25 protein-coding genes are annotated in these 25,459 nt (G+C 67.1%); 19 read left to right on the top strand and 6 right to left on the bottom strand.

Features of this window, described 5'->3' with window-relative positions:
- Window positions 1–2 precede the first annotated feature (2 nt).
- A complete protein-coding gene (locus V5B60_RS21600; protein WP_332350162.1) occupies window positions 3–755 on the top strand; it encodes an arginyltransferase in 753 nt (250 codons plus the stop codon).
- Here the strand turns inward: V5B60_RS21600 and V5B60_RS21595 are convergent.
- On the bottom strand, window positions 752–2,485 hold the full coding sequence (locus V5B60_RS21595; protein ID WP_332350160.1) for a hypothetical protein: 1,734 nt from the start codon (window positions 2,483–2,485) through the stop codon (window positions 752–754). The genes V5B60_RS21600 and V5B60_RS21595 overlap by 4 nt on opposite strands.
- Before the next feature lie 411 nt (window positions 2,486–2,896).
- On the opposite strand from V5B60_RS21595, the gene V5B60_RS21590 reads away from it, so the two are divergent.
- Entirely contained in the window at window positions 2,897–3,634 is a 738-nt protein-coding gene (locus V5B60_RS21590; RefSeq protein ID WP_332350158.1) for a hypothetical protein, read from the top strand.
- Window positions 3,635–3,743: 109 nt separating this feature from the next.
- On the top strand, window positions 3,744–4,184 hold the full coding sequence (locus V5B60_RS21585; RefSeq protein WP_332350156.1) for a hypothetical protein: 441 nt from the start codon (window positions 3,744–3,746) through the stop codon (window positions 4,182–4,184).
- A gap of 66 nt (window positions 4,185–4,250) precedes the next feature.
- Here V5B60_RS21585 and V5B60_RS21580 read toward each other — a convergent pair whose 3' ends face one another.
- Both V5B60_RS21580 and V5B60_RS21575 read right to left on the bottom strand, forming a co-directional pair.
- The gene (locus tag V5B60_RS21580) at window positions 4,251–4,874 is read right to left on the bottom strand and encodes a response regulator transcription factor (protein WP_332350154.1); all 624 of its coding nucleotides are present in this window, start codon (window positions 4,872–4,874) and stop codon (window positions 4,251–4,253) included.
- A complete protein-coding gene (locus V5B60_RS21575) occupies window positions 4,864–6,447 on the bottom strand; it encodes an ATP-binding protein (RefSeq protein WP_332350152.1) in 1,584 nt (527 codons plus the stop codon). The genes V5B60_RS21580 and V5B60_RS21575 overlap by 11 nt, the downstream gene beginning before the upstream one ends.
- Window positions 6,448–6,714: 267 nt before the next feature.
- Between V5B60_RS21575 and V5B60_RS21570 the strand changes: the two genes are divergently transcribed.
- The 9 genes from V5B60_RS21570 (at window position 6,715) to V5B60_RS21530 (ending at window position 14,843) form a co-directional block, all read left to right on the top strand.
- The gene (locus V5B60_RS21570; RefSeq protein ID WP_332350150.1) at window positions 6,715–7,590 is read left to right on the top strand and encodes a phosphate ABC transporter substrate-binding protein; all 876 of its coding nucleotides are present in this window, start codon (window positions 6,715–6,717) and stop codon (window positions 7,588–7,590) included.
- Window positions 7,591–7,669: 79 nt separating this feature from the next.
- The gene (locus tag V5B60_RS21565) at window positions 7,670–8,731 is read left to right on the top strand and encodes a PhoU domain-containing protein (RefSeq protein ID WP_332350148.1); all 1,062 of its coding nucleotides are present in this window, start codon (window positions 7,670–7,672) and stop codon (window positions 8,729–8,731) included.
- 1 nt (window position 8,732) lies between these two features.
- Window positions 8,733–9,683, top strand: coding sequence for a phosphate ABC transporter permease subunit PstC (gene pstC, locus V5B60_RS21560; RefSeq protein WP_332350146.1), 951 nt, complete (start codon window positions 8,733–8,735; stop codon window positions 9,681–9,683).
- 3 nt (window positions 9,684–9,686) lie between these two features.
- Window positions 9,687–10,577 (top strand): phosphate ABC transporter permease PstA, encoded by an 891-nt coding sequence (gene pstA / locus V5B60_RS21555; RefSeq protein ID WP_332350144.1) that lies wholly within the window; start codon window positions 9,687–9,689, stop codon window positions 10,575–10,577.
- Window positions 10,571–11,386 (top strand): phosphate ABC transporter ATP-binding protein, encoded by an 816-nt coding sequence (locus V5B60_RS21550; RefSeq protein ID WP_332350142.1) that lies wholly within the window; start codon window positions 10,571–10,573, stop codon window positions 11,384–11,386. Before pstA ends, V5B60_RS21550 begins: the two co-directional genes overlap by 7 nt.
- A 67-nt stretch (window positions 11,387–11,453) precedes the next feature.
- Window positions 11,454–12,260, top strand: a complete 807-nt coding sequence (locus V5B60_RS21545) for a phosphate ABC transporter ATP-binding protein (protein ID WP_332350141.1) — start codon at window positions 11,454–11,456, stop codon at window positions 12,258–12,260.
- Between the two features lie 359 nt (window positions 12,261–12,619).
- Window positions 12,620–13,426: an amino acid ABC transporter substrate-binding protein gene (locus V5B60_RS21540; RefSeq protein WP_332350139.1), complete on the top strand. Its 807-nt coding sequence runs from the start codon at window positions 12,620–12,622 to the stop codon at window positions 13,424–13,426.
- Window positions 13,427–13,432: 6 nt separating this feature from the next.
- Window positions 13,433–14,086, top strand: a complete 654-nt coding sequence (locus V5B60_RS21535) for an amino acid ABC transporter permease (protein ID WP_332350137.1) — start codon at window positions 13,433–13,435, stop codon at window positions 14,084–14,086.
- Between the two features lie 4 nt (window positions 14,087–14,090).
- The gene (locus V5B60_RS21530; protein WP_332350690.1) at window positions 14,091–14,843 is read left to right on the top strand and encodes an amino acid ABC transporter ATP-binding protein; all 753 of its coding nucleotides are present in this window, start codon (window positions 14,091–14,093) and stop codon (window positions 14,841–14,843) included.
- 21 nt (window positions 14,844–14,864) lie between these two features.
- Here V5B60_RS21530 and V5B60_RS21525 read toward each other — a convergent pair whose 3' ends face one another.
- On the bottom strand, window positions 14,865–15,347 hold the full coding sequence (locus tag V5B60_RS21525) for a DUF1499 domain-containing protein (RefSeq protein ID WP_332350134.1): 483 nt from the start codon (window positions 15,345–15,347) through the stop codon (window positions 14,865–14,867).
- 25 nt (window positions 15,348–15,372) lie between these two features.
- A complete protein-coding gene (locus tag V5B60_RS21520) occupies window positions 15,373–15,960 on the bottom strand; it encodes a malonic semialdehyde reductase (RefSeq protein ID WP_034942895.1) in 588 nt (195 codons plus the stop codon).
- Between the two features lie 260 nt (window positions 15,961–16,220).
- Between V5B60_RS21520 and V5B60_RS21515 the strand changes: the two genes are divergently transcribed.
- The 7 genes from V5B60_RS21515 (at window position 16,221) to V5B60_RS21485 (ending at window position 24,376) form a co-directional block, all read left to right on the top strand.
- Complete coding sequence (locus V5B60_RS21515) at window positions 16,221–16,508, top strand: hypothetical protein (protein WP_332350131.1); 288 nt, start codon at window positions 16,221–16,223, stop codon at window positions 16,506–16,508.
- A complete protein-coding gene (locus tag V5B60_RS21510) occupies window positions 16,505–17,104 on the top strand; it encodes a plasmid pRiA4b ORF-3 family protein (RefSeq protein ID WP_332350129.1) in 600 nt (199 codons plus the stop codon). The genes V5B60_RS21515 and V5B60_RS21510 overlap by 4 nt, the downstream gene beginning before the upstream one ends.
- Before the next feature lie 29 nt (window positions 17,105–17,133).
- Entirely contained in the window at window positions 17,134–17,733 is a 600-nt protein-coding gene (locus V5B60_RS21505; protein ID WP_332350127.1) for a hypothetical protein, read from the top strand.
- On the top strand, window positions 17,730–20,753 hold the full coding sequence (locus V5B60_RS21500; protein WP_332350126.1) for an ankyrin repeat domain-containing protein: 3,024 nt from the start codon (window positions 17,730–17,732) through the stop codon (window positions 20,751–20,753). The genes V5B60_RS21505 and V5B60_RS21500 overlap by 4 nt, the downstream gene beginning before the upstream one ends.
- Window positions 20,754–21,010: 257 nt before the next feature.
- Window positions 21,011–21,418 carry a hypothetical protein gene (locus V5B60_RS21495; RefSeq protein WP_332350124.1) on the top strand — a complete coding sequence of 136 codons (408 nt, stop codon included), beginning with the start codon at window positions 21,011–21,013 and terminating at the stop codon, window positions 21,416–21,418.
- A gap of 7 nt (window positions 21,419–21,425) precedes the next feature.
- Window positions 21,426–22,856 (top strand): KGGVGR-motif variant AAA ATPase, encoded by a 1,431-nt coding sequence (locus V5B60_RS21490; protein WP_332350121.1) that lies wholly within the window; start codon window positions 21,426–21,428, stop codon window positions 22,854–22,856.
- Window positions 22,857–22,879: 23 nt separating this feature from the next.
- Window positions 22,880–24,376 carry a hypothetical protein gene (locus tag V5B60_RS21485; protein ID WP_332350119.1) on the top strand — a complete coding sequence of 499 codons (1,497 nt, stop codon included), beginning with the start codon at window positions 22,880–22,882 and terminating at the stop codon, window positions 24,374–24,376.
- Window positions 24,377–24,440: 64 nt separating this feature from the next.
- Here V5B60_RS21485 and V5B60_RS21480 read toward each other — a convergent pair whose 3' ends face one another.
- The gene (locus tag V5B60_RS21480) at window positions 24,441–25,244 is read right to left on the bottom strand and encodes a protein-L-isoaspartate(D-aspartate) O-methyltransferase (protein ID WP_332350117.1); all 804 of its coding nucleotides are present in this window, start codon (window positions 25,242–25,244) and stop codon (window positions 24,441–24,443) included.
- Between the last annotated feature and the right edge of the window lie 215 nt (window positions 25,245–25,459).

The following is a 25,459-nucleotide window of genomic DNA, read 5'->3' as shown; positions in this document are numbered from 1 at the left end:
GAATGTCGCGACTCAACGATTCCAACCTGCCCTTCTCGCTGCTCCAGTTCTACTCGACGGCGCCGTATGCCTGCAGCTATCTGGCGGGGCAATCGGCGCGCTCGCAGGTGGCGACGCCGAGCCACCTGATCAGCAGCGAGGTCTATGGGGAACTCGTGCGCGGTGGCTTCCGCCGCAGCGGCGTCTTCACCTACCGGCCGAAGTGCGACCACTGCCGGGCGTGCATTCCGGTGCGCGTGCCGGTCGATCGCTTCGCGCCGTCGCGCAGCCAGCGCCGCAGCCTCAGATTGCACGGTGGCCTGCAGGCGCGCGAGCTGCCGCTCGCCTTTCGCGAGGAGCACTACCAGCTCTACCTGCGCTATCAGTCGGCGCGCCATGCCGGTGGCGGCATGGACCAGGACAGCCACGAGCAATACACCCACTTCCTGTTGCAGAGCCGGGTGGATACGCGCCTGATCGAATTCACCGATGACGGAGTGCTGCGCATGGTGAGCATCGTCGATGTGCTCAGCGACGGCTTGTCATCGGTGTACACCTTCTTCGATCCGGCGCTGCCGGCGGCGAGTCTGGGCACCTACAACATCGTCTGGCAGATCGCCCAGTGCGCTGCCAACGAGTTGCCCTATCTCTATCTGGGTTACTGGATTCGCGACAGCCGCAAGATGGCCTACAAGGCCGGTTTCCGGCCGATCGAAGGGCTCATCGACGGTCGCTGGTGCGATCTGCCGGTGCAGCCGGGCCGCACCGGCTGCTAGGCGCCGACGCCACGAGGGTTGCCGTCGTCGGTCGTAGCGGCGACGCTGTTCGCGGCAGCACCCGGCGTCTCCTCCTCGACCGCCAGCACGTCGAGCAGCGACTCCATCGCCTGCGCCGCATGTTCGAGCTGCCTGGCGTCGCCTGTCGACAGGCTGCCGGCAGCGCACAGGCGGCGGCCGACCTCGACCATGCCGTGTGCGTGGTGCAGCAGGCGGCCGCGGATCGCGTTCAGCTTGTGCACCTTGACGATGCTGGCGGCGCGCAGCTCGGTGAGCGTTTCGTCCCGTTCCTCGTCGCCGCTGCTGGCGAGCAGCGCGCGACGTGCGATCAGCTCGTCCATCGAAGCCTTCCACCAGCCGAGGAATGTGGCGCGATGATCGAGCAGCGCATTCAGCGACTCGCCCATGGCATTGATCTCGTTGCGTCCTCCGGGGACGGTCGGGACGCGCTCGGTGGGCGTGCCGTAGGCCAGGTCGTCGAGGATCCCGGCCATCTGGCGCACCGGGCGGACGATGCGGATGGTGGTGCCGAGCGCCAGCAGGGCGGCGAGGAGGAGCGTCGACGCGGCGACGATCAGGCCCAGCCGGACCCTGGCTTGTGCGTCTTCGTCTATTTCGCGCGCGCGCCTGACCATGGTCTCGTTGGCCTGCGCGACGTTGGCCTCGATCAGTGGCGCCACCTGGTCGGCGGCGGCGTTCATCTCGACCGTCAGGGCGGCGATGTTGGCACGTTGTGAGACCAGGACGAGGAAGCTTCGCTGGTAATCGCGCAGCAGGGCCAACAGCTGCGCCCGGTCGCTTTCGGCGAGAGCGGACTCGCCGATCTGCGCGCGGATCGCGCGCGCGATTTCCACCACCATCGGCGGGTACGACTCATCGCCGCGCAGCAGGAAGTCCTTCTCGCGGCGCCGCAGCTTGAGGATGTTGGTTTCCAGATTGGGTACGTAGTGGTCGTGGAGAATCGCTTCGATGCGCTGCGCGGCGTCGCGGAACGGCCCTCTGCCGGCGCCGTCGTAGCCCGGCTTGAGTGCGCTCAAGGCGTAGCCTTCGAAGCTCTTCGCGTAGGCCGCCAACTCGGCGAGCAGCTTTTGCCGCGTCGCCTCGGGCAGTTCCGAAGTGTCCACGAGCTGGCGGAATTCGAGCAGCAGGCGGCGCACGCGGTCCCGGTAAGCGGCGTCCTGGCGCAACGCGAGATCCTTCTCGTTGCGGCGAATCTGCAGCAGGACGGTGAGCAGGCGGTCGACGTTGTACTGCGCCGACAGCTCGTGCAGGCGATGGATTTTCTGCCGGAAGGCGCCCTGGATGCCCGAGTTCTCGTCCAGGCCCATCGCTCGCCATGCTTCGGCGACGGCGGCGAAACGTTGCTGGTAAACGTCCATCAACGCCTGCAGTTGCTCGGCGGTGCGCTGCGATGGCTCATCGACGGTACACAGCGCGCTGACCTTTTCGCGCATCGCCTGCAGGTGGCGATCGACGTCCGCCGCGAAGCGCTCCTGGTGCAGCAGCAGGAAGCTCTTTTCCGCGTCACGCGCAGCCGCCATCTCGATCTCGATGCCGACCGCGAGCGACTTGCGGACCTCGAACACCCGCTGCAAGCGCTGGTAATCGTCGATCACCGAGCGCAACGTCTGGTGGTAGTGCCAGATGACACCGGTGAGCAGCAGGCCGACGAGTGCAAAGCCGAGACCGATCTTCTCGCCGATCCGCAATCTGCTCGATAGCTGCTCCACCTGTCGCTCCTGGCGAAAAAGAAGGGTACCGATCCGGCGCTTGCATCGCTGTCGGCGACGCCTGGCGAGGACGCCGCGACTGGCCGGCATCGACCGGTGCACCGCAAGCAAGCTCATGTCGAGCGGCAGTATATCCGTAGCGCCGGAGACTTGTCGAACGCCCTTTTTCGCTGCGCAGCCATCGCTTTGCGGTGGCCAGAGGTGCGGCCGCAGGGATCTCTCGCCGACCTTCCGGAGCAGCGTCTTCGGCGCCGGCGATGCGGCGCTGCGGGACCGGCCGGCGCGCCACGGCGGCATCGTCGCCCAGTTCGTCGCCGGGGGCTGGCAGGCCATGCCGGGGCCTGAAATGGACCGGGTTTCGTGCTATCTTGGCGCCCTTTCTCTTGTTCTCTGCCAAAGGGAGGTTTCCACATGTCCAAGGAACGAGCGACCATCGGCACCAACGGCGTCGCGCTGCCTGTCCTGCCGCCGGAGCGCGATGCGCGCGTCTGGGCGCGGCTGGTGCGCGTGATGTTCTACACCCCCGGTTTCCTCGCCCTGCTGCTGATCAAGACCGGTGAACCGGCCGGCTTCGGGATTTCGGTGGAACTGCTGATGCTGTCGAGCATCGCGGCGATCGTCGGCGGGCTGTTCATCGGTGCCCAGTCGAACGAGGAGGGGTCGGACCATTCGTCGCGCGTCGGTACCTGGAGCGGTGCGCTGATTCTCGAGCTGCTCTCGGTCGTGCCGATCCTCTGCGCCATCCCCTCGCTGTTTCACGAGTTGGCGAACAGCCGCCTGCTGCACGCCATGGCGCCCGGCGCGGTCAATGTGTCGCTCGGCGCCTCCGAGCTGATCCCGGCGGTTGCCATCCTGCCGTTCATGCTCTACCAGCTTGCCGGCATGGGCACCCTGCACTTCGTCGTTTCGCGGCCGCTCAACTGGGCGATCAACCTGGGCATCGTCGCGCTCATCGTCGCCGCCACGGTCGCCAACCGGCAGGGGGCATACGACCTCGAGAAGAGCTTCGTCTCGTTGCTGGTGATCGCCATGCTGGTGACGGTCTTCCACGGTGTGCTCAAGCTGCGCCGGATGCAGACGCTCTACGATGCCTACACCCCGCCCAAGCCGGCGAAGGAAGCGAAGGAAAAGGAAACGCCCGCCACCTGAGCGTGGCCAGCGGCGGCGCCGCGACCGGCGACGCGCCGGCAGCCGCCTGCTGCCGGTGGCCACCACCGGTCTTGTGCGTGATGGATTGCAGCGGAGGTCGCGGACGCGGATGGTGGACCTCGAGTATCTGAGGCAGATTCTGGCGGCGCTCGTGCCGATGGCGCTGACCGTCGCCCTGCACGGCGTCGGCATGGCTGTGGTGCGCAACAGCTTCGAGCGCTTTGGCAAGCCGTTGCTGAAACGGGAGAGGAACCGCGGTGCGCGCACGCTATTCACCATCGGCATCGTCGGCGTGATGGTGCTGACCCATTTCTCCGGCATCGTCGTCTGGGCGGTCGCCTTCCGGCTGCTGGATCTCGTTCCGAGCACCGAAGTCGCGATGTACTACTCGATGGAGTACTACACGACGCTCGGCGTCGGTGTGCGCAAGCTGCCCGACGGCTGGGCCGGTTTCGGTGGTTTCGAGGCGATGACCGGCATGCTGATGTTCGGCTGGTCGACGGCCGTCCTGGCGGCGGTCGTGCAGCGGATGCACGCGATCGACGACTAGTCGCGCGCGACGCAGGCTGTCTGCCGCCGCGGGGCGGTCAGAGGTGCCGGGCGCACCGGCCGGGAATCAGCGGCGATCCTTTTCCGCCGCGCGCAGGCTCAGGCGGACGAGGTCGGCGATACTGCCGACCTGCAGCTTGGCCAGCAGTCGCGCCTTGTGCACCTCGACGGTGCGCGGACTGATCGCCAGCTGGCGCGCGATCTCGCGATTGTGCCGGCCGGCGACCACCTGCGCCATGACCTCCCGCTCACGCGGCGTCAGCGTCTGCAGCAGGTTGGCGACGGCGGTGTCGCGTTCGGCATCGTCCTGGCGCAGATGCTGTCGCGCGAAAGCGTCGTCGATCGCCGACAGCAGCCGGCTGTGATCGATCGGCTTTTCGAGGAAGTCGACGGCCTCGCTGCGGAAGGCCTGGCGTGCGGATTCGACGTCGCCGTGGCCGGTCATGACGATCACCGGCAGCCACGAGCCGCTCTCGCGCAGGCGCCTCTGCAGCGTCAGGCCGTCCATCCCCGGCATGCGGATGTCGACCAGCAGGCAGCCGTACCAGTCGGGACGGCGCGCCGCCAGGAAGCTCTCGGCGTCGGCAAAGAGCACCACCGAGAGACCGTTCAGGCCGAGCAGGAGCGCCAGCGCGTCGCGCACCGACGGGTCGTCCTCGACGATGAAGACGGTATTGCTTCTATGCGGCATCGCCCGTTGCCTCCTCGATCGGCAGCGTCAGGCGGAACAGGCCGCGGTCGGCGACCTCCGCCCACAGGGCGCCGCCGTGCGCCTCGACGATTGCCCGGCTGATCGCCAGTCCCAGTCCGAGGCCGCTGGCCTTCGATGACTGGAATGCTTCGAAGAGATGCTCCGCCATTTGTTCCGTGACCCCCGGGCCGCTGTCCTCGACGGTGATGCAGACCTGTGCAGCGCCTTCCCGCTCTGCCGACAGGCGCACCAGTCTCTCCGCCGGCGGCCTTTCGGCAGCCGCCTCGAAGGCATTGGCGAGCAGGTTGCGCAGTACCACCTCGAGCTGCAGCCGGTCGGCGAACAGGGCACAGGGTGGTGCCGGCAGCAGCGACAGTTCGATGCCCTGTTGCCGCGCCTGGGTGGCAAAGCGGGCGGCTGCCGAAGACAGCAGCTCGCGCAGCCAGATCCGCTCGAGCCGGGTGGTGCCGGTGCGGAAGAAGTCGCGCAGGCGGCTGACGACGTCGGCGGCGCGTTGCGATTCGGCGACGACGCGATCGATGACGTCGCGCAGCCGGTCGCCGCTTTCGCCCTGTGCGAGCAGCTGCTGGCAGGCGCGCGTGTAGGCGAGCAGCGCCGTCAGTGGCTGGTGCAGCTCGTGCGACAGCGCCCCCGCCATCTCGCCCGCCGCTGCCAGCCGCAGCGTCTGCTGCAGTTCGGCACTCACCCGTTGCTTCTCATCGACGACGACGCCGATGAAGAAGCCCGACAGGGCGAGCACCAGGATCAGTACCTCGAGTTCGATCAGCGCCAGCGGCGAGAGACCGAGCAGGTAGGTGCCGACGACGACGCCGACCTGCGTCAGGCCGATCGTCAGCACCGCACCGGCGAGTCCCTGGCGAGCGGCAGCCCAGGCGATCGGCAGGAAGAGGGCCGGGAAGTAGCGCAGCTCGCTCATCTCGCCGGCGAAGAAGGTGAGCACGAGGACGCCGCCGGTGGTCAGCAGGCTCAGCGATTCGCGACCGAGCAGGAGCTGGCGCAGGCGGCCACGGCTGCGCTCGTCGAGCAGCATCGCGAGCAGCGGCATCGAGATCAGGATGCCGGTGACGTCGGCCAGCCAGTGCGCCAGCAGCGTCTCGCCCACGGCTGCCTTCGGCAGGTAGCCGGTGAGGGTCAGCCCGCCGATCAGCAGCAGGCTGTTGAGCAGGGTGCCGGCGACGATGATCGTCACCCAGGTGATCAACCCCGGCCGGTTGGCGAAGACCCCCTTGCTGCCGATCCGGCGCCGCAGGACTTCGGCGATCAGCCAGTAGCCGGCGGTCAGTTGCAGCGCCTGGCCGCAGGCGAGCAGCCAGGGAAGCTGCGGCGCGCGCACCCAGGCGTCGCTGATGAAGATCGCGAGCGCCAGCAGCGGCGCGACGCGGCCGCGGAACCGGGCGAGAAAGAGCAGGCCAAGGGCCGGCGCCGGACTCCATGGTGTGACATCGAGCCCGTGCAGGCGGTGGATGTGACTCGCCCAGTCCAGGGCAACGTAGCCGCCGACGAGCAGCAGTGCGTCGCGCCAACCGGGTCGCCGGGTCGCCGATTTCGGCATCTTGCGCCGTCGCAGGTTGATCGAGCGCCCATTCTGCCGGCGCCACCGCAGTTTGGGAATAGGGAAGACTACGTAAGGGTTGCCCTTATGGGTGTCCGGAATGCCCGCCGCGCGCGCGGTCTGCGCCCGCTGCCGGGCTTGCGACGCTGGCAGTATCGCGTACGTCGTTGCCCGAATTTTCAGCCGCGCGGAAGCCTGCGATGATCAATCGTCCTGTCATCGGCAGGCGACGAATCCAGCCATCCAACGATACCCGGAGAAACGCAGATGAACTCTCGCTCGATGTTGTGCAAGCTTGCCGTCCTGACGCTTGGCGTGACGGCCGCCGCCGGCGCATCCGCCCGCACCGAAATCCAGAACAAGGGCTCCGACACCCTGGTCAATGCCGCGCAGGCGTTGGCCGAGCAGTACGGCAAGGTCAATCCGAAGGTTGCCGTCGCGGTTTCCGGCGGTGGTTCCGGCACCGGCATCGCGGCGATGATCAACGGCACCGTCGACATCGCCAACTCGAGCCGCAAGATGTCGGAGAAGGAGATCAAGGAGGCGCAGGCGAAGGGGCGCCAACCGGTCGAGCACATCATCGGTTACGACGCGCTGGCGATCTTCGTGCACAAGAACTTCCCGAACGATTCGATCACCGTTACCGACCTGGCGAAGATCTACGGTCGTGACGGTGGCGCCAGCAAGTGGGCCGACCTCGGCATCACCATTCCCGGCTGCAAGGGCGAGATCGTCGTCGTCAGCCGGCAGAACAACTCCGGCACCTACGCCTATTTCAAGGAGGCGGTGCTCGGCGAGAAGGGCAAGTTCCGCCAGGGGACGCTCGACATGCACGGTTCCAAGGACGTCGCCGACCTCGTCGAGAAGACCCCCTGCGCGATCGGCTACAGCGGACTCGCCTACGTCACCGACCACATGAAGGCGCTCTGCGTCGCGCCGGCGGCCGGCAAGCCCTGCGTCAAGCCGAGCGAGCAGACGGCTTTCGACGGCACCTATCCGATTGCCCGGCCGCTGTTCATGTACACCAACGGCGAACCGAGCGGCGAGACGAAGAAGTATCTCGACTGGATCAAGAGCGACACCGGCCAGTGCATCATCGAGAAGGAAGGCTATGCGCCGGTCAAGAAAGTGAAGTGCAAGTAAGTCCCGTCGGCGGCGGTGCGCCGACGCCGCCGGCGCACCGCCAGAGCCCGTGTTCCCGCGCCTGAGGAAGAAGACCGCGATGAGTCACTACGAAGAACGTCTCGAGAGAGACCTGTCCCAGATCAAGAAACAGTTGGCCCTGCTCGCCGGCCTGGTCGAGAAGGCCCTCGCCGATGCTGTCCATGCGCTGCTCGCCGACGATGATCCGCTGGCCTACGCCACGATTCTCGGGGACAACCGCATCAATGCCGTCAGCAACGAGTTGGATCGCATGCGCATGGCCTTCATCGGCGTGCACCTGCCGACCGGCAGCCACCTGCGCCTGATGGGCGCCGTCGTCCACGCCAACGTCGCGCTCGAACGGATCGGCGACTACGCCGTCACCATCTGTCGCGAGGCGGTACGTCTCGGTCGCCCGCAGGGGCTGATGGCGCGCGAGATCGAACTGATGGCGAGCGAGTCGCGGCAGATGCTGAAACAGGCCGTCGATGCCTTCCTCGACGGCAATGCCGAGGCGGCGAAGGCGACGATGGTCATCGCCGACCAGGTCGAGCGAACCTTCGACATGGCGTTCAGTGACCTGCTCGGCGAGGGCGATCATTGCAACATCCAGGACCTGTTCGCCTACCTGACGGTGTTCAACTCGCTGGAGCGGGTTTCCGACCAGGCGAAGAACATCTGCGAAGACACGGTTTTTGCGGTCACCGGCCAGGCCAAGGGGCCGAAGTTCTTCCGCATCCTCTTCCTCGACGAGGACAACAGCCTGTTCGGTCCGATCGCCGAGGCGATCGCGCGCAAGAACTTTCCTGAAGTGGGCGAGTACCATAGCCGCGGCCGCACTGCCGGTGTCGCCGACGAGCGCTCGGTCGCCCTTCTGCAGGAACTGGGGATCGATCTCGGCAGCCACCAGCCGCAGGCGATGCCGGCACACCATCAGGAACTCGCCGCTTACCAGATCATCGTCAGCCTGCAGGGACCGGTCAAATCCTACGTCGAGCAGATTCCCTTCCATACGGTGGCGCTCGAATGGGAAGTCAGCCGCGCCGCCGGCGGACCGCCGGACCTGCGGACGCTGAGCCGGGAGATCGCCCTGCGCGTCAGCAACCTGATGGGCGTCCTGCGTGGCGAGGAGGGCAGCTGAGATGAGTACCGGTACGCAGGCGCTGGGCAACCGCGCCACCAGCGCACAAGTGGCAGAGGACTTCGACCGCCGCAACCCGGATTGGTACGTCGACAAGCTGATCGCCGGCCTCGTCTTCATCTGCGGCATCTCGGCGATCCTCTTCGTGCTCGGCATCTTCTTCTTCGTCACCAGGGAGGGGATCGGTTTCGTCTTCGAGAAGATGGATTTCCGCGAATTCTTCCTGACCCCCTACTGGTCGCCGAGCGATGCCGAGGATCCCGAATACGGCATCCTCGCGCTGATGGCCGGAACGGCGAGCGTCACCGGGCTGGCGATGCTGGTCGCGGTGCCGTTCTCGCTCGGCGCGGCGATCTACATCGCCGAGTTCGCCACCGGCAAGACGCGTGAGGCGCTGAAGGTCCTCGTCGAACTGCTGGCGGCGATCCCGTCGGTGGTGTGGGGGTTCATCGGCCTGGTGATCATGAACCCGCTGCTCATCAAGTGGTTCGACGTGCCGGTCGGCCTCTCGGTGCTCAACGCCGGCGTCATCCTCGGCCTGATGGCGGCGCCGATCATGACCTCGATCGCCGAGGACGCACTGAAGGCAGTTCCCGACCGTTACCGCGAGGCCGCCGAGGCGATGGGCGCGACACGCTGGCAGGTGATCTACAAGGTGGTGCTGCCGGCAGCGAAGAACGGCCTGCTCGGCGGCGTCCTGCTCGGTGTCGGCCGCGGCTTCGGCGAGACGATGGCGGTGCTGATGGCCACCGGCCATGCGGTCAACATACCGGACAGCATCTTCGACTCGGTGCGCGCGCTGACCGCGACGATCGCCGCCGAGCTCGGTGAGGCGGTCGTCGGCGGCGAGCACTACCAGGTGCTGTTCACCATCGGCATCTTCCTCTTCCTCATCACCTTCATCATCAATCTGAGCGCCGATCTGATCGTGCGCGGCATCCGCAAGGGGTAAGACATGGCCACAGCCAACCCAACGATGTTTCAGGCGAGCGACCTGAACCGCCACAACGACAGCGTGCAGCGACGCTATCGACTGCTCTTCGGGCTCATGACCCTGCTCCTGATCACGCCGGTGATGCTGATCCTCGGTACCCTGGTGGCGAAGGGCGGCGGCGCGATTTCCTGGGAGTTCCTGTTCTCGCCGCCGACCGACGGCATGCGCAGCGGCGGAATCTTTCCGGCGCTGCTCGGCACCATCTGGCTGGTGACCGTCGCGCTGCTGCTGTCGGTGCCGATCGGCATCTTCGCCGCGATCTATCTCAGCGAGTACGCCGGTGACAACTGGTTCACCCGCATCATCAATCTGGCGATCATCAATCTCGCCGGCGTGCCGTCGATCGTCCACGCACTGTTCGGGCTCGGCGCCTTCGTCATCTTCTTCAAGTTCGGCACCAGCATCCTCGCCGCAAGCCTGACGCTGGCGGTGATGACCATGCCGGTGGTCATCGTCGCCACGCGCGAGTCGCTGCAGGCGGTGCCACAGGCCTTCCGCGAGGCGTGCTGGAACATGGGGGCGACGCGCTGGCAGACGATCCGCCGCGTCGTCCTGCCGAACTCGCTGACCGGCATCCTCACCGGCGTCATTCTCGAAGTCTCGCGCACCGCCGGTGAGACGGCGCCGATCATGTTCACCGGCGCCGTCTTCTTCACGCCGTTCCTGCCGCAGAGCGTCTTCGACCAGACGATGGCGCTGTCGCTGCACCTCTTCGTGACCGCGACGCAGGTGCCGGGCATCTCGGAAGAGGTTCCCTTCGGCGTCGCCCTGGTGCTGATCGGTCTCGTGCTGACCATGAACAGCGTTTCGATCGCCTTCCGCATGTGGCTCAGGGGGAAGAAGAAATGGTAGAGCTCGCAACCCCGGCGCCGGTCGCCGACGCCAGCCAACAGGCGCTCGCCGCCGTCCCGCACAAGCTCGATGTACGCAACCTGACGATCCGCTACGGCAGCGCGGTGGCGCTGCGCGACGTCAGCCTGTCGATTCGCGAGCACGAGATCTTCGGCATCATCGGCCCGGCGAACGCCGGCAAGACCTCGTTCCTCAAGGCGATCAACCGCATGGACGTGTTCACCAGCGGCATGCGGGTGGACGGCGAGATCCACTTCGCCGGCCGTGACACACGCCGCCTGAACAATGTCTATGCCCTGCGCAGCCGCATCGGCGTTGTCTTTCCGCTGCCGGTTGGACTGCCGATGACGGTGTACGACAACGTTGCGCTGTCGCCGCGCCTGCGCGGGATCAACGAAAAGTCGGAACTCGACGTCATCGTCCAACGCTGCCTGACCCGCGCCGCGCTCTGGGACGAGGTCAAGGATCGCCTGAATGCGCTCGGCAGCCTGCTCTCCGGCGGCCAGCAGCAACGCCTGACGATCGCCCGTGCGCTGTCGCAGGAGCCCGACCTGCTGATGCTCGACGAGTTCTCGATCGCCGTCGACCCGGTGACGACGATGCGCATCGAGGACGTGTTGAAGGAGCTGCGCAAGGAGGTGACGATCATCCTCGTCACCAACCTCGTGCAGCAGGCGCGGCGTCTCGCCGACCGCACGGCCTTCTTTCTCGGCGGCGAGTGTGTCGAGATCGGCGTCACCGAGGACCTGTTCACCGGCGAGGTGAAGGACCAGCGAACGCGCGATTACGTCGAGGGCCGCTTCGGCTAGCCAGCAGGCGTCGGCCCGCCGCGGCGAGGCCGGCGCCAGCCCACCAAGGACACGGAAACCACGCAAGATGAACAACCAACAGACCGCTGCACTGACGCAGCCGATTCCCCGCCATGCCATCGCCAGCGAGAAGCTCAATCTCTGGTACGGCACCTTCCAGGCGCTCTACGACGTCGACCTGCGCATCCGCGAAGGACTGATCACCTCGATGATCGGCCCTTCGGGTTGCGGCAAGAGCACCTTCCTGCGCAGCGTCAACCGGATCAACGAGCGTCTCGGTTACGTGCGCATCGAGGGCAGCGTGCACGTCATGAACGAGAACATCTACGACCCGCAGGTCGAACTGGTGCAGGTGCGCAAGCAGGTCGGCATGGTCTTCCAGCGCCCGAACCCATTGCCCATCTCGATCCGCGACAACATTCTCTTCAGCCACCGGCTGCACGCCAAGGGCGGTGGCGAGGTGGCGCAGGGAACGCCGGACGAGATCGTCGAGCAGTCGCTGCGGCAGGTGCTGCTCTGGGACCAGGTGAAGGACCGCCTGCAGCGCAAGGCGACCGAACTGTCGCTCGAGGAGCAGCAGAAGCTGTGCATCGCCCGCCTGCTGCCAGTCAAGCCGAAGGTCCTGCTGATGGACGAACCCTGCTCGGCGCTCGACCCCAAGGGAACCGAAGCGGTCGAGGAACTGCTCTGGGAACTGCGCGGGCAATACACCATCCTGATCGTCACCCACAACATGGCGCAGGCGCGGCGCGCCAGCGAGGAGTGCGTGTTCATGCTGATGGGCCGGGTCGTCGAGCACGGGCGGACCGAGGAGATGTTCGTCACCCCGGTGCACCCGGAGACGGCCGACTACATCGAAGGGCGTTACGGCTGAGCGGCGGCGCGGGGCCGCGCTGCGCGAGGCGGTCGCGCAGCCGTTGTGCCGGAGCCGTGCCGGCAGGCCGGCGCTGCGGCGTACCGAAGGCTCCGGCGAGGGCGCTGGAATCGGCACCGCCGGGACCCTGGCCGGGGTCGCCACCGGCGCGGCGAACGCAGCGCTCGTCCTGTGCGGTGCGGGTCGACCACCAGCCGTCGCTTTCGAGGACGAGGAACGTGAGAGGGAGAGCGTCGGGACTTGGGTATACTGTCGCCCTCGTCGCAGCCGTCGCCCGGCAACGAGACTTTTGCAAACTGGCGACGAGATGGCCGCCCCGGCGTCTGCCGCGGCCATCGCCACCCTCACAGGAAAGAAGAATGAAGAAGATCACCACGGTTCTGTCGTTCGTCCTCGTTGCCGCCGCATTGCTCGCCGCCTGCGGCCGCCAGGAGGATGCCGCCGCAGGCAAGCCGGCGGCGGCGCCGGCGCCGGCTGTCGCCATCGTCGTCGGGCTGGACGACAACTTCCCGCCGATGGGCTTTCGTGACGAGAGCAACGCGCTCGTCGGCTTCGACATCGATCTCGCCCGCGAGGCGGGCAAGCGGCTCGGCGTCGAGGTGCGTTTCAAGCCGATCGACTGGAATGCCAAGGAGGCCGAACTGAACGGCAAGCGGGTCGACGTGCTGTGGAACGGCCTGACGATCACCGAGGCACGCAAGGAGAAGATCCTGTTCACCACGCCCTACCTCGAGAACCGGCAGATCATCGTCGTCCGCGAGGCATCACCAATCCGGACCAAGGCTGACCTCGCCGGCAAGGTCGTCGGTGTGCAGGAGGGCAGCAGCGCGATCGAGGCCGTCGAGCGCGACGGCGCCACCGCAAAGTCACTCAAGGAGCTGAAGAGGTTCGGCGACAACGTCACCGCGCTGATGGACCTGGGCACCGAGCGACTCGATGCGCTGGTCGTCGACGAGGTCGTCGGTCGCTACTACACGGCGAAGAAGCCGGGCGAGTACCGCGTTCTCGACGAAAACTTCGGCACTGAGGATTACGGCGTCGGGACGCGCAAGGACGACGGCGAACTGATGGCGCGCCTGCAGAAGACGCTCGACGAGATGAAGAAAGACGGTTCGGCCGCGGCGATCTCGACCAAATGGTTCGGCAAGGACATCATCAGGAAATAGTGCCGGATGGATTATCTGATGCGGATCATCGGCCCGCTGGCGGAGGGCACGGGGGTCACGCTGCAGGTCTTTCTCATCAGCTTCGTCCTCGCCGTGCCGCTCGGCCTCGCGCTGGCCCTCGTCCGGGTTTCGCGCTTCGCCTTCGCCAGCGGGCTGGTGAATGGCTACATCTGGCTGATGCGCGGCACGCCCTTGATGCTGCAGATGCTGTTCATCTATTTTGCCCTGCCTTTCGTGCCGGTCATCGGCGTCCGCCTGCCGGACTTTCCGGCAGCCATCGTCGCCTTCGTCCTCAACTATGCGGCGTACTTCGCCGAGATCTTCCGCGCCGGCATCCAGTCGATCGATCGCGGCCAGTACGAAGCGGCGCGCGTGCTCGGCCTGAGCTATCCGCAGACGATGCGGCGGATCGTCCTGCCACAGGTCTTCAAGCGCGTCCTGCCGCCGCTGAGCAACGAGACGATCACGCTCGTCAAGGACACCTCGCTGATCTACGTCCTGGCGATGAATGACCTGCTGCGCGCCGCGCGCGGCATCGTCCAGCGCGATTTCACGACGATGCCCTTCGTCATCGCCGCGGCCTTCTATCTACTGATGACGCTGGTCCTGACACTGGCCTTCCAGCACCTGGAAAGGAAGCACGCGGTCTACGATGGCTAGTCCGATGATCGACGCGCGCGGCGTGCACAAGCGCTTTGCCGCGGTGGAAGTCCTCCGGGGCGTGTCGCTGGCGGTCGACCGGGGCGAGGTGGTTGCCATCATCGGCCCGTCGGGCTCGGGCAAGAGCACCTTCCTGCGCTGCCTCAACCATCTCGAGACGATCAGCAGCGGCCGCATCGACATCGCCGGCGAGACGCTGGTCAGCAGCACGACCGACGGCGTCTGTCGCCATGCGCCCGACGCCGACATCCGGCGCATCTGTCGCCGGATGGGAATGGTTTTCCAGCACTTCAACCTGTTCCCGCACCTGACGGTACTGCAGAACGTCATCGAGGCGCCGCTCACCGTCAAGGGCCTGCGGCGCGACGTCATCGTCCCGCGCGCCGAGGAACTGCTGCGCCGGGTCGGCCTGTTCGACAGGCAGGCGAGCTATCCGTCACGGCTTTCCGGCGGCCAGAAGCAGCGCGTCGCCATCGCCCGGGCCCTGGCGATGGAGCCGGACATCATCCTCTTCGACGAACCGACCTCGGCGCTCGATCCCGAACTCACCGGCGAGGTCCTGCGCACCATCCGCGAACTGGCCGAAGAGCACATGACGATGCTCGTCGTGACGCACGAAATGGCTTTCGCGCGCGAGGTGGCGAGCCGCGTCGTCTTCATGGACGGCGGCGAGATCGTCGAAGCGCGTCCGGCGCGCGAGCTGTTCGCCGCCCCCGAACACCCGCGTACGCGCGCCTTTCTCGAGAACATGCTGTAGCGCGCCGCGGTCGGCACCGCTTCAGGAGGCCGCGAGACGGGCCCGCAGTTCCTCGATGCGCCGGCGGTTGAGCCCGAAATCGCTGCGTCCGACGCGCGACGCCGAGCGCACCTGGATCACCCCGTTGTCGGTGTCGAACCAGAACTCGAGGTCATCGACGAACTTCATCAGTCGCGTTTCGCAGCGGACGTAGAGATAGTCGGCGCGGCGGTCGACGATGCTGACGCCGGGCTGCCCCTGCAGCAGTGCCTGCAGCCTGGCGATCGTCGCCGGGCCATCGCCGCGCAGCGCCAGCGGGGCGATCTGCGCGTGCTCCCGCTGTGCGTGCCCGGGCCAGAGGAACGCCTGGCTGCTGACACTGTTGGCGGTCTCCGACGGTGGCTTGAGTCGGCCCGCGTGCACCCCGAGGTCGCCGGGAGGCGTGCCGCGGAACCATCCGATCTGGCCGGCGAGAACGGCCAGCAGCGCCGTGGCAACGACGCCGATCACGATCCACCTGAGCATCCGCATGCCGCGACCCATCGGCCGCTCAGACGATCCGGCAGGCCTCGTCGAAAGCGAGTCGCGGTCCCCGGGGATGCAATCCGGCGGGGTCGCCGATACCGAGGTTGCAGAGGAAGTTGGCCTGGAAGCGGCCGTCGGCGAAGAAGGCGGCGTTGAGCTTGCCGGCGTCGAAGCCGGACATCGGGCCGCAGTCGAGGCCGAGCGCGCGCGCGGCCAGGATCAGGTAGGCACCCTGCAGCGTTCCGTTGCGAAAGGCGGTGCTGGCGGCGAGTTCGGCGTTGGCGGCAAACATCGGCCGCGCGTCGTAGGCGGGGAACATCGTCGGCAGGTGTTCGTGGAACAGGCTGTCGGTGGCGATGATCACCGTCGCCGGCGCGGCCAGCGTCTTCTCCAGGTTGCCCGCTGACAGCGCCGGCGCCAGCAGCGCCTTGGCTTCCGGGCTGGTGACGAAGACCAGTCGCGCCGGCTGGCAGTTCATCGACGTCGGCCCCCACTTCATCAGGTCGTAGAGCTGCCGCAGGGTGGTCTCGGGAATCGGCTCCGGTCGGAAGACGTTGTGCGTGCGGGCGTTGAGGAAAAGCTGCTCGAGTGCTGCGCTGGAGAGGGATGGCATGAAGGATCCTTCGGGTTGTGGTGGGGACGAGGGGTGATTGGCTTCGGCGGTGAAAGTGGGGTGATCGGCGTGCAGCCCGGGCGCCTGTTGCCTGCAGCGCTTCGACGGCGCCGGGCGGCAGGAGTTCATGCCTGCCCGGCAGTGGAAAGCATCACCCGCTGTGCTGGCGGCCGCTGCCACAAGGCACCGACAGCATCACTTCGTGGCTGTTGGCGTGGCTGTTAGAATCACTCACCTCCCAGCCGGTCCCCCGTCAGCCCATGGCCGCCGCCGACAACCCGATCCTGAATTCGCCCTACGACGAACCGGCGCGGCACTACGCCACCGACGCGCAGGGCAACCTGAATTATCGCGACGTTCGCCCCGGTCGCCGCATCTTCACGCTCCATGACCAGCCGGCGGTCGATTGGGCCAAGCTTGAGATCGAAATCGACGACGAAGCCTTCGACCGCCTCTACGGCTTCGTTTCCCACCCCATTCCTTGCCGGGCCGGCAGGCGCGTGGTCAGCCAGTTTGGCGAGGAATCGACCAAGGTGCTGCAAGCATGAACAGCCCACCGACGACTCTGCGCAGACGTCTGCGCCTGAAAATCAGCCTCGAGCGCTTTCGGCCGACGATCTGGCGCCGCGTCGAGGTCGACGACGGCCTCAGTTTCGAGGAATTCCACCGGGTCATCCAAGTGGCCATGGGCTGGCGCGATGCCCACCAGCATGAATTCCGCGTCGCCGGCCTGCGGATCGCCATGCCGCTTGACTCGGGCGGCATGGTCGACGATGACGAACCGGCGGTTCCCGAAGACACCGCGACGCTCTTCCCCTGGCTGTCGGGGCGGTCGGGTCCGAAGAGGTTCCGCTACTGGTATGACTTCGGCGACGACTGGTGGCACAGCATCAGCATCGAGAGGCGGCTGCCCTTCGATCCGGCGGCACCGCGTGCCGTATTGATTTCCGGCAAGGGGGCGTGTCCGCCCGAGGACTGTGGTGGCGTGTCTGGCTACGCCGAACTCCTCGCCACTTGGAGCGACCCGGCGGCCGCCGACTACGCCCGCATCCGGGAATGGCTCGGCGACGACTTCGACCCGAACGCGTTCGACCTGGCGGCGCATTCCCGACGCGTCGGCCAGCTCTTCGCCCGCCGAGGCTGATCGCGGCGGCCGGAAGCCCATGCTTCGAGGTGGTTGCCCGGCCGCCTCAGGGAAGCATCCTGACGCATCAGGGAAGCATCCTGACGCATCAGGGAAGCATCCTGACGCATCAGGGAAGCATCCTGATGCATCAGGGAAGCATCTCGATCCATCAGGGAAGCATCCTGATCTATCAGGGAAGCATCCTGATCTATCAGGGAAGCATCCTGACGCATCAGGGAAGCATCTCGATCGATCAGGGAAGCATCCTGACGCCTCAGGGAAGCATCCTGACGCATCAGGGAAGCATCCTGATGCATCAGGGAAGCATCTCGGTCGATCAGGGAAGCATCCTGAGGCCTCAGGGAAGCATCGGGATGCCGCGGGCAAGCAATCCGCGGCGTCGCGCCTCGCCGGTGTCGCTTCTCTGGCTCGACTCGTGGCGCGCCACTGCTCCGGCCTGCCGGCCACCGGCCGCTGCCGCTGCACGGCAGCAGCCTGCGGTAGAATCGCGCTGTCGCTGCGGCCGGGCAGTGACGGCGATGCCGCAGGGCGGTGGCCGTTCGCCAGTCTCTTCGGACTCGTTCGCGCAGGCGCCGCAGCGCCGACCCACCGCTTTTTCCCATCCACCACGCCGCAAGCACACGTGAAGATTCTCGAATACGACGGCCTCGACACGACGCGCGTCCGGGCCAGCTACCGCAAGGTGGCGGAGGCCATCGCGCGCGGCGATTTCCGCGCCGCGCAGGTGAAGAAGCTGGTCAATCTGAGCCACGGCAAGTTCTACCGCGCCCGCCTCGACGATGCCGACCGGCTGCTCTTCTCGCTCGTCCGCCACGGCGACGAGGTATGCGCGCTGATGCTCGAGGTGATCGCCAACCACGATTACGACAATTCGCGCTTCCTGCGTGGCGCGGCGATCGACGAGAGCCGGGTCGCCGACATCGACGCCGCGACGGCGGTCGGCGAAGCCGAGCCGCTGCGCTACCTGCACCCGCAACGGACGGCGATCCATCTGCTCGACAAGCCGATCTCCTTCGACGACACGCAGGAGGCAATCTACCGCCAGCCGGCGCCGCTGATCGTCGTCGGCAGCGCCGGCAGCGGCAAGACGGCGCTGACCCTCGAAAAGCTCAAGCACGCCGAAGGCGAGGTGCTCTACGTCACGCACTCGCGCTTCCTCGCGCAGGGCGCGCGCGATCTCTATTACGCCAACGGCTTCGAACACGCGGCGCAGGAGGCGGTCTTCCTCTCGTATCGCGAGTTCGTCGAGTCGATCCGCGTGCCGGCGGGCCGCGAGGCGAGCTGGCGCGACTTCGCCGGCTGGTTCGCGCGCCAGCGGCAGGCGTTCCGCGACTTCGACGGGCACCAGGCCTTCGAGGAGATTCGTGGCGTCCTGGCGGCCGGCGCCGGTGGCATCCTGGGTCGCGAAGAGTACCTGGCGCTCGGCGTCCGCCAGTCGATCTTCGCCGTCGAGCAGCGCGAGCGGCTCTACGAACTGTTCGACAAGTATCGCGCCTGGCTGGCCGAGGCGAAGCTCTACGACCTCAACCTCGTTGCCCAGGAGTGGCAGGCGCTGGCGGCGCCGCGCTACGACTTCGTCGTCATCGACGAGGTGCAGGACATCACCACCGTGCAACTGGCGCTGGTCCTGCGAACGCTGAGGAAGCCGGGACACTTCCTGCTCTGCGGCGATTCGAACCAGATCGTGCACCCCAACTTCTTCTCCTGGAGCCAGGTCAAGAGCCTCTTCTGGAAGGATCCGAAACTCGCCGAGCGGCAGCAGTTGCGCGTCCTCAGCGCCAACTTCCGCAACGGGCTCGAGGCGACGCGCGTCGCCAACCAGTTGCTCAAGATCAAGCACCGGCGTTTCGGTTCGATCGACCGCGAGAGCAACTTCCTCGTCGAGGCGGTCGGCGGCGACGCGGGCCAGGTCGCGCTGATCCCCGACCGGGAGGCGACGAAGCGCGAACTCGACCAGAAGATCCGCCAGTCGACGCAGTTCGCCGTGCTGGTCATGCGCGACGAGGACAAGCTCGAGGCGCGCCGGCATTTCGCGACGCCGCTGCTGTTCTCGATCCACGAGGCGAAGGGGCTCGAGTACGAGAACATCGTCCTCTACCGCTTCATCTCCGATCACCGCGCCGAGTTCGCCGAGATCGTCGATGGCGTTGCCGCCGCCGACCTCGAGGTCGAGACGCTCGACTACCGGCGGGCGAAGGACAAGAGTGACAAGTCGCTCGAGGTCTACAAGTTCTTCGTCAACGCGCTCTATGTCGCGTTGACGCGGGCGATCCGCAACGTCTATGTGATCGAGTCGGACAGCGCGCATCCGCTGGTCGGCCTGCTCGGCCTGAGCGTCGGCCAGCTCAACGTCGCGGCACAGAAGTCGACGCTCGAGGACTGGCAGAAGGAGGCGCGCAAGCTCGAACTGCAGGGCAAGCAGGAGCAGGCGGAAGCGATCCGGCAGACGATCCTGAAGCAGGCGCCGGTGCCGTGGCCGGTGCTCGGCGAGGAAAAACTCGTCGAGCTGCTGCACAAGGTGTTCCGCGAACAGGCGCCGGGTGCCAAGCTGAAGCAGCAGCTCTACGAGTACGCCACCTGCCATGACGAGCCCCAGCTGGCCGCCTGGCTGGTCGCCGAGGCGCGCTTCGAGCAGGCGGTGAACTTTCCGAAGCAGCGCGCGACCTTCGGCCGCAAGACCTACGTGCCGTACTTCGCCCGGCATTTCAAGGACATCCTGCGGCAGTGCGAGCAGTACGGCGTCGAGCATCGGCTGCCGATGAACCAGACGCCGCTGATGGCCGCGGCGGCGGCCGGCAACCTGGCGCTGGTCGAGGCGCTGCTCGAGCGCGGCGCCGACCGCGATGCCGTCGACCAATATGGCCACAACGCGCTGCACTGGGCGCTGCGCGAGGGCTTTCGCGATGCGGCCTTCGCCGCCGGCCCGCTCGCCGCGCTCTACGAGCGGCTGGCACCGGCCAGCATCGACCTGCGCAGCGGCGACCGCCTGGTCCGCCTCGACCGCCACCTGGCCGAGTACGCGCTCTTCCAGACGCTCTGGGTGCTCTTCAAGTCGCGCTTCACACACCCGCAAAGGCGCCGCATGGGGGCCTTCGAGACGAAGGACATCCTCGATGCCTGGCAGCACCTGCCGGCCAACATCGTCCGCCCGGAACGCCGGCGGCGGCAGTATCTCTCCTCGGTGTTGGCGCGCAACGAGATCGATCGCGACTACGCCTACAACCGGGCGCTGTTCCGGCGCCTGCAACAGGGCTGGTACCAGTTCGACCCCGGCCTGTCGGTGCGTCGCCGCCAGGGCGAGGACGAGATCTGGTTGCCGGTCATCGCCGCCCTCAACCTGCCGCTGATCAGCGAGGTCTCGCACTGGGATCACGGCGAATGGGACAGTGTGCAGAAGGCGATCGACCGCCTGCTCGAACTCGCCGGGCTGCCGGCGCGCACGGCGCCGATTGCCGCCGAGCGCCTGCTGGCGGCCGAGCGCGCGCGCGAGGAGGCGCTCCTGGCGGAAGCCAGGGCGCTGCAGGCGCAACGCGCGGCGGCACGCGCCGCCGCCGCACAGCGGCCGATCCCGTGGGGCTCGCCCGAGGCCAGGCGCCTCGAGATCGAACGGATCCGGCAGCAGATCGAGGCGCGCAAGAAGGGCTGAGCGATGCACTGCCGGCGGCGCTGCGCCAGCCGCCGCGCCGCTGCCTTGTGCAGCCGCAGCACCGTATCGCGGACGACCGGCGGGTCGATCGCGCCCTCCCGGCCTCCTTTTCCGAGCGCAGTCGGTCGCGCCATCGGCCCTCACTCCCCCTGGCACGAGGTGATCAGAGCCAACGCCGCACGCGTTGACAGGAACCCGCGTCGCCGCAGATACTCGCCGCTGGCAATCATGCGGTGGTTCTCCTTGGCGCAGCCCCTATGAACGAGAAGTACGACGAAGCCGCACAGCGCCACTGGCGCGACGCCGAGTGGTTGAGCGGCGCGCAACGAACCGAAAACGCCGACCAGCTTTACGGTCTTGCCGCGGAGTGCGCGGTCAAGGCAGTGCTGTCGAAGCTGCCCGGATGCTCCTCGGGCGGGGGTTTGGCTTCGGCTTACTGGAAACATATCGACGAACTGTGGGACAGGATCCCGCTGCAGGGCGTCGCCAAGCTTGCCCCCACACTCCAGTCGTTGGTACAGGCCGGCAATCCTTTTCAGGACTGGCGTGTCGAACAGCGTTACGCGGGCGACGGCATTGTTTCGTCTTCGAGCATGGCGAGCCACCGGCAGGCGACGAAACGCCTGCTCGGTGCCTGCGGCCTGAGTGGCAGTCGCGGAACGTGATTCGACGATGAGCACGACCGTTCGCTGTTTTGATCAGGCGCTGCCGGCCGTCCTGGAACTTCTGTCCGAGCAGTTCGCTCCGCTCGCCGAGAAGGCGCGACCCGAGACGACGATCGTCCGCGACGCTTTCGGCGGGTTGTTCGTCGTTCTGCCCGACGACGCGCTGGCGGACACCGCCGCGTGGCAGGCACTCGCCGCTCGCCTGCATGCCACGCTGGGTCGCTACAGCCCCGGCGAGCGACGCGTTCTGCTGGCAGTTGGCGATCTGATCGACGCCAACGACGTGCTGGCTTCCGCCGATCGCGTAAGCCTCCCGGATGCGCCCAATACCTGTCTGGTTGATCGTTTGCAGACGAATCAGGACTGGCTGCGAAACCCGCTGGGTGCGCGCCCGCCGCTGCCGACCGCGGTCGCTTTCAGCATCAAGGGCGGCGTCGGGAGAACAACCGCTTGCGCACTCTGGGCTTGGTTCCTGGCGCGCGAGGGCCGTGACGTGGTGGTGGTCGATCTCGATATCGAGTCGCCGGGCCTCGCCGGCGTCCTGCTCGGCGATGAGTGGCTGCCCGACTACGGGCTCGTCGACTGGCTGGTCGAATCGTTGCGCGCGCCGCCCGACGAGTTGTTGCTGCACGAATACCTGTCCAATTGCGCGTTGGCGCACGACGCTCCCGGCCGTATTCGTGTCCTTCCCGCGTATGGGAAGAAGACGCGCGATTACATCAACAAGCTCGGCCGCGTCTATATGCCGTCAGCGAGCGCCGATGGGGCCGTTCTGCTCGGCATCGCCGAGCGCCTTTGGCAGTTGCTCGAGCAGCTCGCGCGACTGCCCGAGCCTCCCGACGCGGTACTGCTCGATTCGCGCGCGGGGCTGCACGATATCAGCTCCGCGGTGATGACCCGCCTGGCGGCGCAGGTGTTTCTCTTCGCTCGTGACGACCCGGCAAGCTGGCAAGCCTATGGACTGCTTTTCGACCATTTGCGCCAGGCACGCAGCGTACAGTGGGGAATGCCGGATGACGATCTGCGCTGGCGGTTGACGATGGTCGTGGCGCAGGCGGACATTGCCGAGAACACGCGCCAGCGCGCCCGGATGCGCTGCTACGAGACGTGGCAGCCGCTCTACGATGACGAGAACTACGACAGCGACGAGAGCGACGAACAGGGCGTCGCTACAGGCGCCGCAGCGCACAGCAGCGCGTGTGTCGACGACCGAATGGCCCATGACGAGCAGCGAGTCGCGCGGGTTTTGGCCCCCCTCGACGAGGATGGGCCGCACTGGCCGCTGTTCATCGCTTTCGACCCCCGTCTGCGGACGATCGATCTTGCAGACGCGGCGGCACGGCCCGATTGGCAAACGATCGCACCCACCTTCGCGGCGTTTTTCGCTGCGGCAACGGAACGCCTGCTGCCTGCCAGCGAACCGGATGGAGCTGCGTGAGCGCATCGCCAGGGAGATCACCGATGTCTGAAGGAAAGCGAGCAGACGGTCGCTCACCCGTCTTCGCGGCTGCCGAGTACCGCGGCGCTTTGCGCGAGCTGCCGGATGTCGCGGCCTGGGAAAACCTGGAACCGCCGCAACTCAGTGAGATCAGCGTGCCACCGACGCACAGCAAGGCTCTGTCGCCCGAAACAACGATCGTCGAAGGGATGCGCGGCGCAGGCAAGAGTTTCTGGACCGCAGTGCTGGCCAACGACACGACGCGCGACTTCGTGGCCGCTGAGGCGCGCCTGGCCACCAACCAGCAACTCGTCGTGCGCGTCGGCTTTGGTCTCGATCTGAGTGGCGACGATTTTCCTCCTGAGCAGGTGATGGAGGCGCTCGTCGCTTCCCGGCAGGCTCCGGATGCGATCTGGCGCGCCGTGCTCCTGCGCCATGCGCTGAAACTCCTGGGCAAGAATCTGCCGTTCGACGACAACTGGCCGGCCGCAGTCGGCTGGGTCGCCGCACAGCCGGCGGCGGTCGCCGAGATGTTGGCGACCGTCGACCGCGAGTTGGCGGCACAACGCCGAACCCTGCTGCTGCTTTTCGATGCGCTCGACCGTCTGGGCGGCGATTGGTCGCGCATCCGTGGTCTGCTGACTGCGGCGCTCAAACTCGGTCTCGAATGCCGCTCGCGTCGCGCGCTGCGCTGCAAGTTCTTCCTGCGTCCCGACATGGTCGAGGAGGAAGACGAGGTCTGGCGCTTTGCCGACAGTGCCAAACTCCTGCACGCGAAACAGACTCTCGACTGGCGCGCCGACGATCTGTATCGCCTTGTCGCCCAGCATCTGGCGAATTCGCCAGCCGCTGGCGCCGCCTTCCGGGCAACGCTGGCGCAGCATCTCGGATTGCGTTGGTCGGCGGCGCACGGAGCCTACCCGTTGCCACGCGATCTGCCGCCAGATGCACTGCGTTGGGTGATCGAAGACCTGGCGGGCCCCTGGGTCGGTCGCAGTGCGACGCGCGGTTTCACCTGGACATGGATTCCCGCTCACCTGGCCGACGCCAAACGGCGTCTCAGCCCACGCAGCATTCTGCTCGCCTTTCGCGAGGCCGCCGAGTGGACCGAGCAACACCAACGCAGCGACCCTCGTGCGCTGCACTTCCAGGGAGTGCAGCAAGGCGTGGTAAAGGCTTCGGCAATCCGCGTGCGGGAACTGCAGGAAGACTACCCGTGGGTCGAACCGCTGCTGCGCGCGCTCAGCCGCAGCACCGTGCCGCTGAGCGTCGATGAACTCGCGCAGCAGTGGACGCCCGCGTGCATCAGCGAATCGCTGGCGGCGGCAGCGAGCAAGCAACGGCTGCCACCGCGCCGCTACAGCAGCGCCGGCGGGGGCAACCTTGGCACGCTGCTGGACGACTTGGTCGAGCTGGCTGTCCTGTACCCCACCGAAGATCGCAAGCGCTACAACATGCCCGACATTTTTCGTGTCGGCTTCGGCATCAAACGCAAAGGAGGGGTCCGCCCCCCGCGTTAGCGCTGACTTTTTGCCGCCAGTCCTCTTGCCGCGGAGCAGACGCCCAGTCCGCCGCTGGCGGCGGTCAGCGGCGGCGGCTTTCGGCGGTGCCGGTCATCGGCACGAAGCGTACCGGCAGGATGCGCTCGCGCTCGAGCCTGCCCCCCTTCTTCCGCAGCAGGAACAGGCTCTGCTCGCCGAAATCGCCGACCGGGATGACCATGCGGCCGCCTTCGCGGAGCTGGTCGACGAGCGGCTGCGGCACGTGGTCGGGAGCGCAGGTGACGATGATCGAGTCGAAGGGCGCGGCTTCGGGCCACCCCTGGTAGCCATCGCCGTGGCGGACGCGCACGTTGCCGTAGCCGAGCCGTGCCAGGTCGCCGGCGGCGCGCTTCGCCAGCGCTTCGACGATCTCGATGCTGTAGACCTCGCGCACGAGGCCGGCGAGGATCGCCGCCTGATAGCCGGAGCCGGTGCCGATCTCGAGGACGCGGTCGCTGGCCTGCGGCGCCAGCTGCTCGGTCATGAAGGCGACGATGTAGGGTTGTGAGATCGTCTGTCCGTGACCGATCGGCAGCGGGCGGTCCTCGTAGGCGCTCTGGCGGATTTCGGGCGGCACGAACTCGTGCCGCGGAACCGTCGCCATCGCCCGCAAGACCTCGGGGTTGCTGATGCCGCGCCAGTCGGCGATCAGCTGCTGGTCGACCATTCGCTGCCGGGCCGCGGCGTAGGGAGCGGCGCCGTCGGCAGCGGCCGACGGCTCGCCGACGGCGGCACCGAGCAGCGCCGGCAGCAGGCCCATCGCCAGCCGCAGGCGGCCCGGCGGTCGCGCGGTCGGTGGTGTGCCGGCAGCGGCGGCATCTGGCGGGGGATCGCTGGCAGCGGGCATCGTTCTCTCCGGCATGGGTTGCGGTGCGCGGCGGACGCTCGCCGCGGCAGTTGCGGTGCCGGCCGGTGGCGCCGTTCGGGCCAGGCTGCCGGGTCGCGGTCATCCTCGTCCCTTCGCCAGTATAGGACGCTGCCAGTGCATTCGCCATCGCGCGCCGTGGCGCGGCGGCGGGTTGGCGAGCGAGCGGGCGGCGCTGCCGCCCGGGCGGCATGCGG

It is taken from the genome of Accumulibacter sp. (genome assembly GCF_036625195.1).
Taxonomy (GTDB): Bacteria; Pseudomonadota; Gammaproteobacteria; order Burkholderiales; family Rhodocyclaceae; genus Accumulibacter.
Note: the sequence above shows the minus strand (reverse complement) of the source record. Positions and strands in the feature narration are given on the sequence as shown.

Coding starts and splice junctions, on each gene's coding strand:
- pstA (WP_332350144.1), top strand. CDS start 9,687: ATGGCCACAGCCAACCCAACGATGTTTCAGGCGAGCGACCTGAACCGC.
- V5B60_RS21510 (WP_332350129.1), top strand. CDS start 16,505: ATGAACAGCCCACCGACGACTCTGCGCAGACGTCTGCGCCTGAAAATC.
- V5B60_RS21495 (WP_332350124.1), top strand. CDS start 21,011: ATGAACGAGAAGTACGACGAAGCCGCACAGCGCCACTGGCGCGACGCC.
- V5B60_RS21490 (WP_332350121.1), top strand. CDS start 21,426: ATGAGCACGACCGTTCGCTGTTTTGATCAGGCGCTGCCGGCCGTCCTG.
- V5B60_RS21545 (WP_332350141.1), top strand. CDS start 11,454: ATGAACAACCAACAGACCGCTGCACTGACGCAGCCGATTCCCCGCCAT.
- V5B60_RS21550 (WP_332350142.1), top strand. CDS start 10,571: ATGGTAGAGCTCGCAACCCCGGCGCCGGTCGCCGACGCCAGCCAACAG.
- pstC (WP_332350146.1), top strand. CDS start 8,733: ATGAGTACCGGTACGCAGGCGCTGGGCAACCGCGCCACCAGCGCACAA.
- V5B60_RS21580 (WP_332350154.1), bottom strand. CDS start 4,874: ATGCCGCATAGAAGCAATACCGTCTTCATCGTCGAGGACGACCCGTCG.
- V5B60_RS21585 (WP_332350156.1), top strand. CDS start 3,744: ATGGTGGACCTCGAGTATCTGAGGCAGATTCTGGCGGCGCTCGTGCCG.
- V5B60_RS21575 (WP_332350152.1), bottom strand. CDS start 6,447: ATGCCGAAATCGGCGACCCGGCGACCCGGTTGGCGCGACGCACTGCTG.
- V5B60_RS21590 (WP_332350158.1), top strand. CDS start 2,897: ATGTCCAAGGAACGAGCGACCATCGGCACCAACGGCGTCGCGCTGCCT.
- V5B60_RS21570 (WP_332350150.1), top strand. CDS start 6,715: ATGAACTCTCGCTCGATGTTGTGCAAGCTTGCCGTCCTGACGCTTGGC.
- V5B60_RS21480 (WP_332350117.1), bottom strand. CDS start 25,244: ATGCCCGCTGCCAGCGATCCCCCGCCAGATGCCGCCGCTGCCGGCACA.
- V5B60_RS21530 (WP_332350690.1), top strand. CDS start 14,091: ATGATCGACGCGCGCGGCGTGCACAAGCGCTTTGCCGCGGTGGAAGTC.
- V5B60_RS21515 (WP_332350131.1), top strand. CDS start 16,221: ATGGCCGCCGCCGACAACCCGATCCTGAATTCGCCCTACGACGAACCG.
- V5B60_RS21540 (WP_332350139.1), top strand. CDS start 12,620: ATGAAGAAGATCACCACGGTTCTGTCGTTCGTCCTCGTTGCCGCCGCA.
- V5B60_RS21565 (WP_332350148.1), top strand. CDS start 7,670: ATGAGTCACTACGAAGAACGTCTCGAGAGAGACCTGTCCCAGATCAAG.
- V5B60_RS21535 (WP_332350137.1), top strand. CDS start 13,433: ATGGATTATCTGATGCGGATCATCGGCCCGCTGGCGGAGGGCACGGGG.
- V5B60_RS21600 (WP_332350162.1), top strand. CDS start 3: ATGTCGCGACTCAACGATTCCAACCTGCCCTTCTCGCTGCTCCAGTTC.
- V5B60_RS21525 (WP_332350134.1), bottom strand. CDS start 15,347: ATGCTCAGGTGGATCGTGATCGGCGTCGTTGCCACGGCGCTGCTGGCC.
- V5B60_RS21485 (WP_332350119.1), top strand. CDS start 22,880: ATGTCTGAAGGAAAGCGAGCAGACGGTCGCTCACCCGTCTTCGCGGCT.
- V5B60_RS21520 (WP_034942895.1), bottom strand. CDS start 15,960: ATGCCATCCCTCTCCAGCGCAGCACTCGAGCAGCTTTTCCTCAACGCC.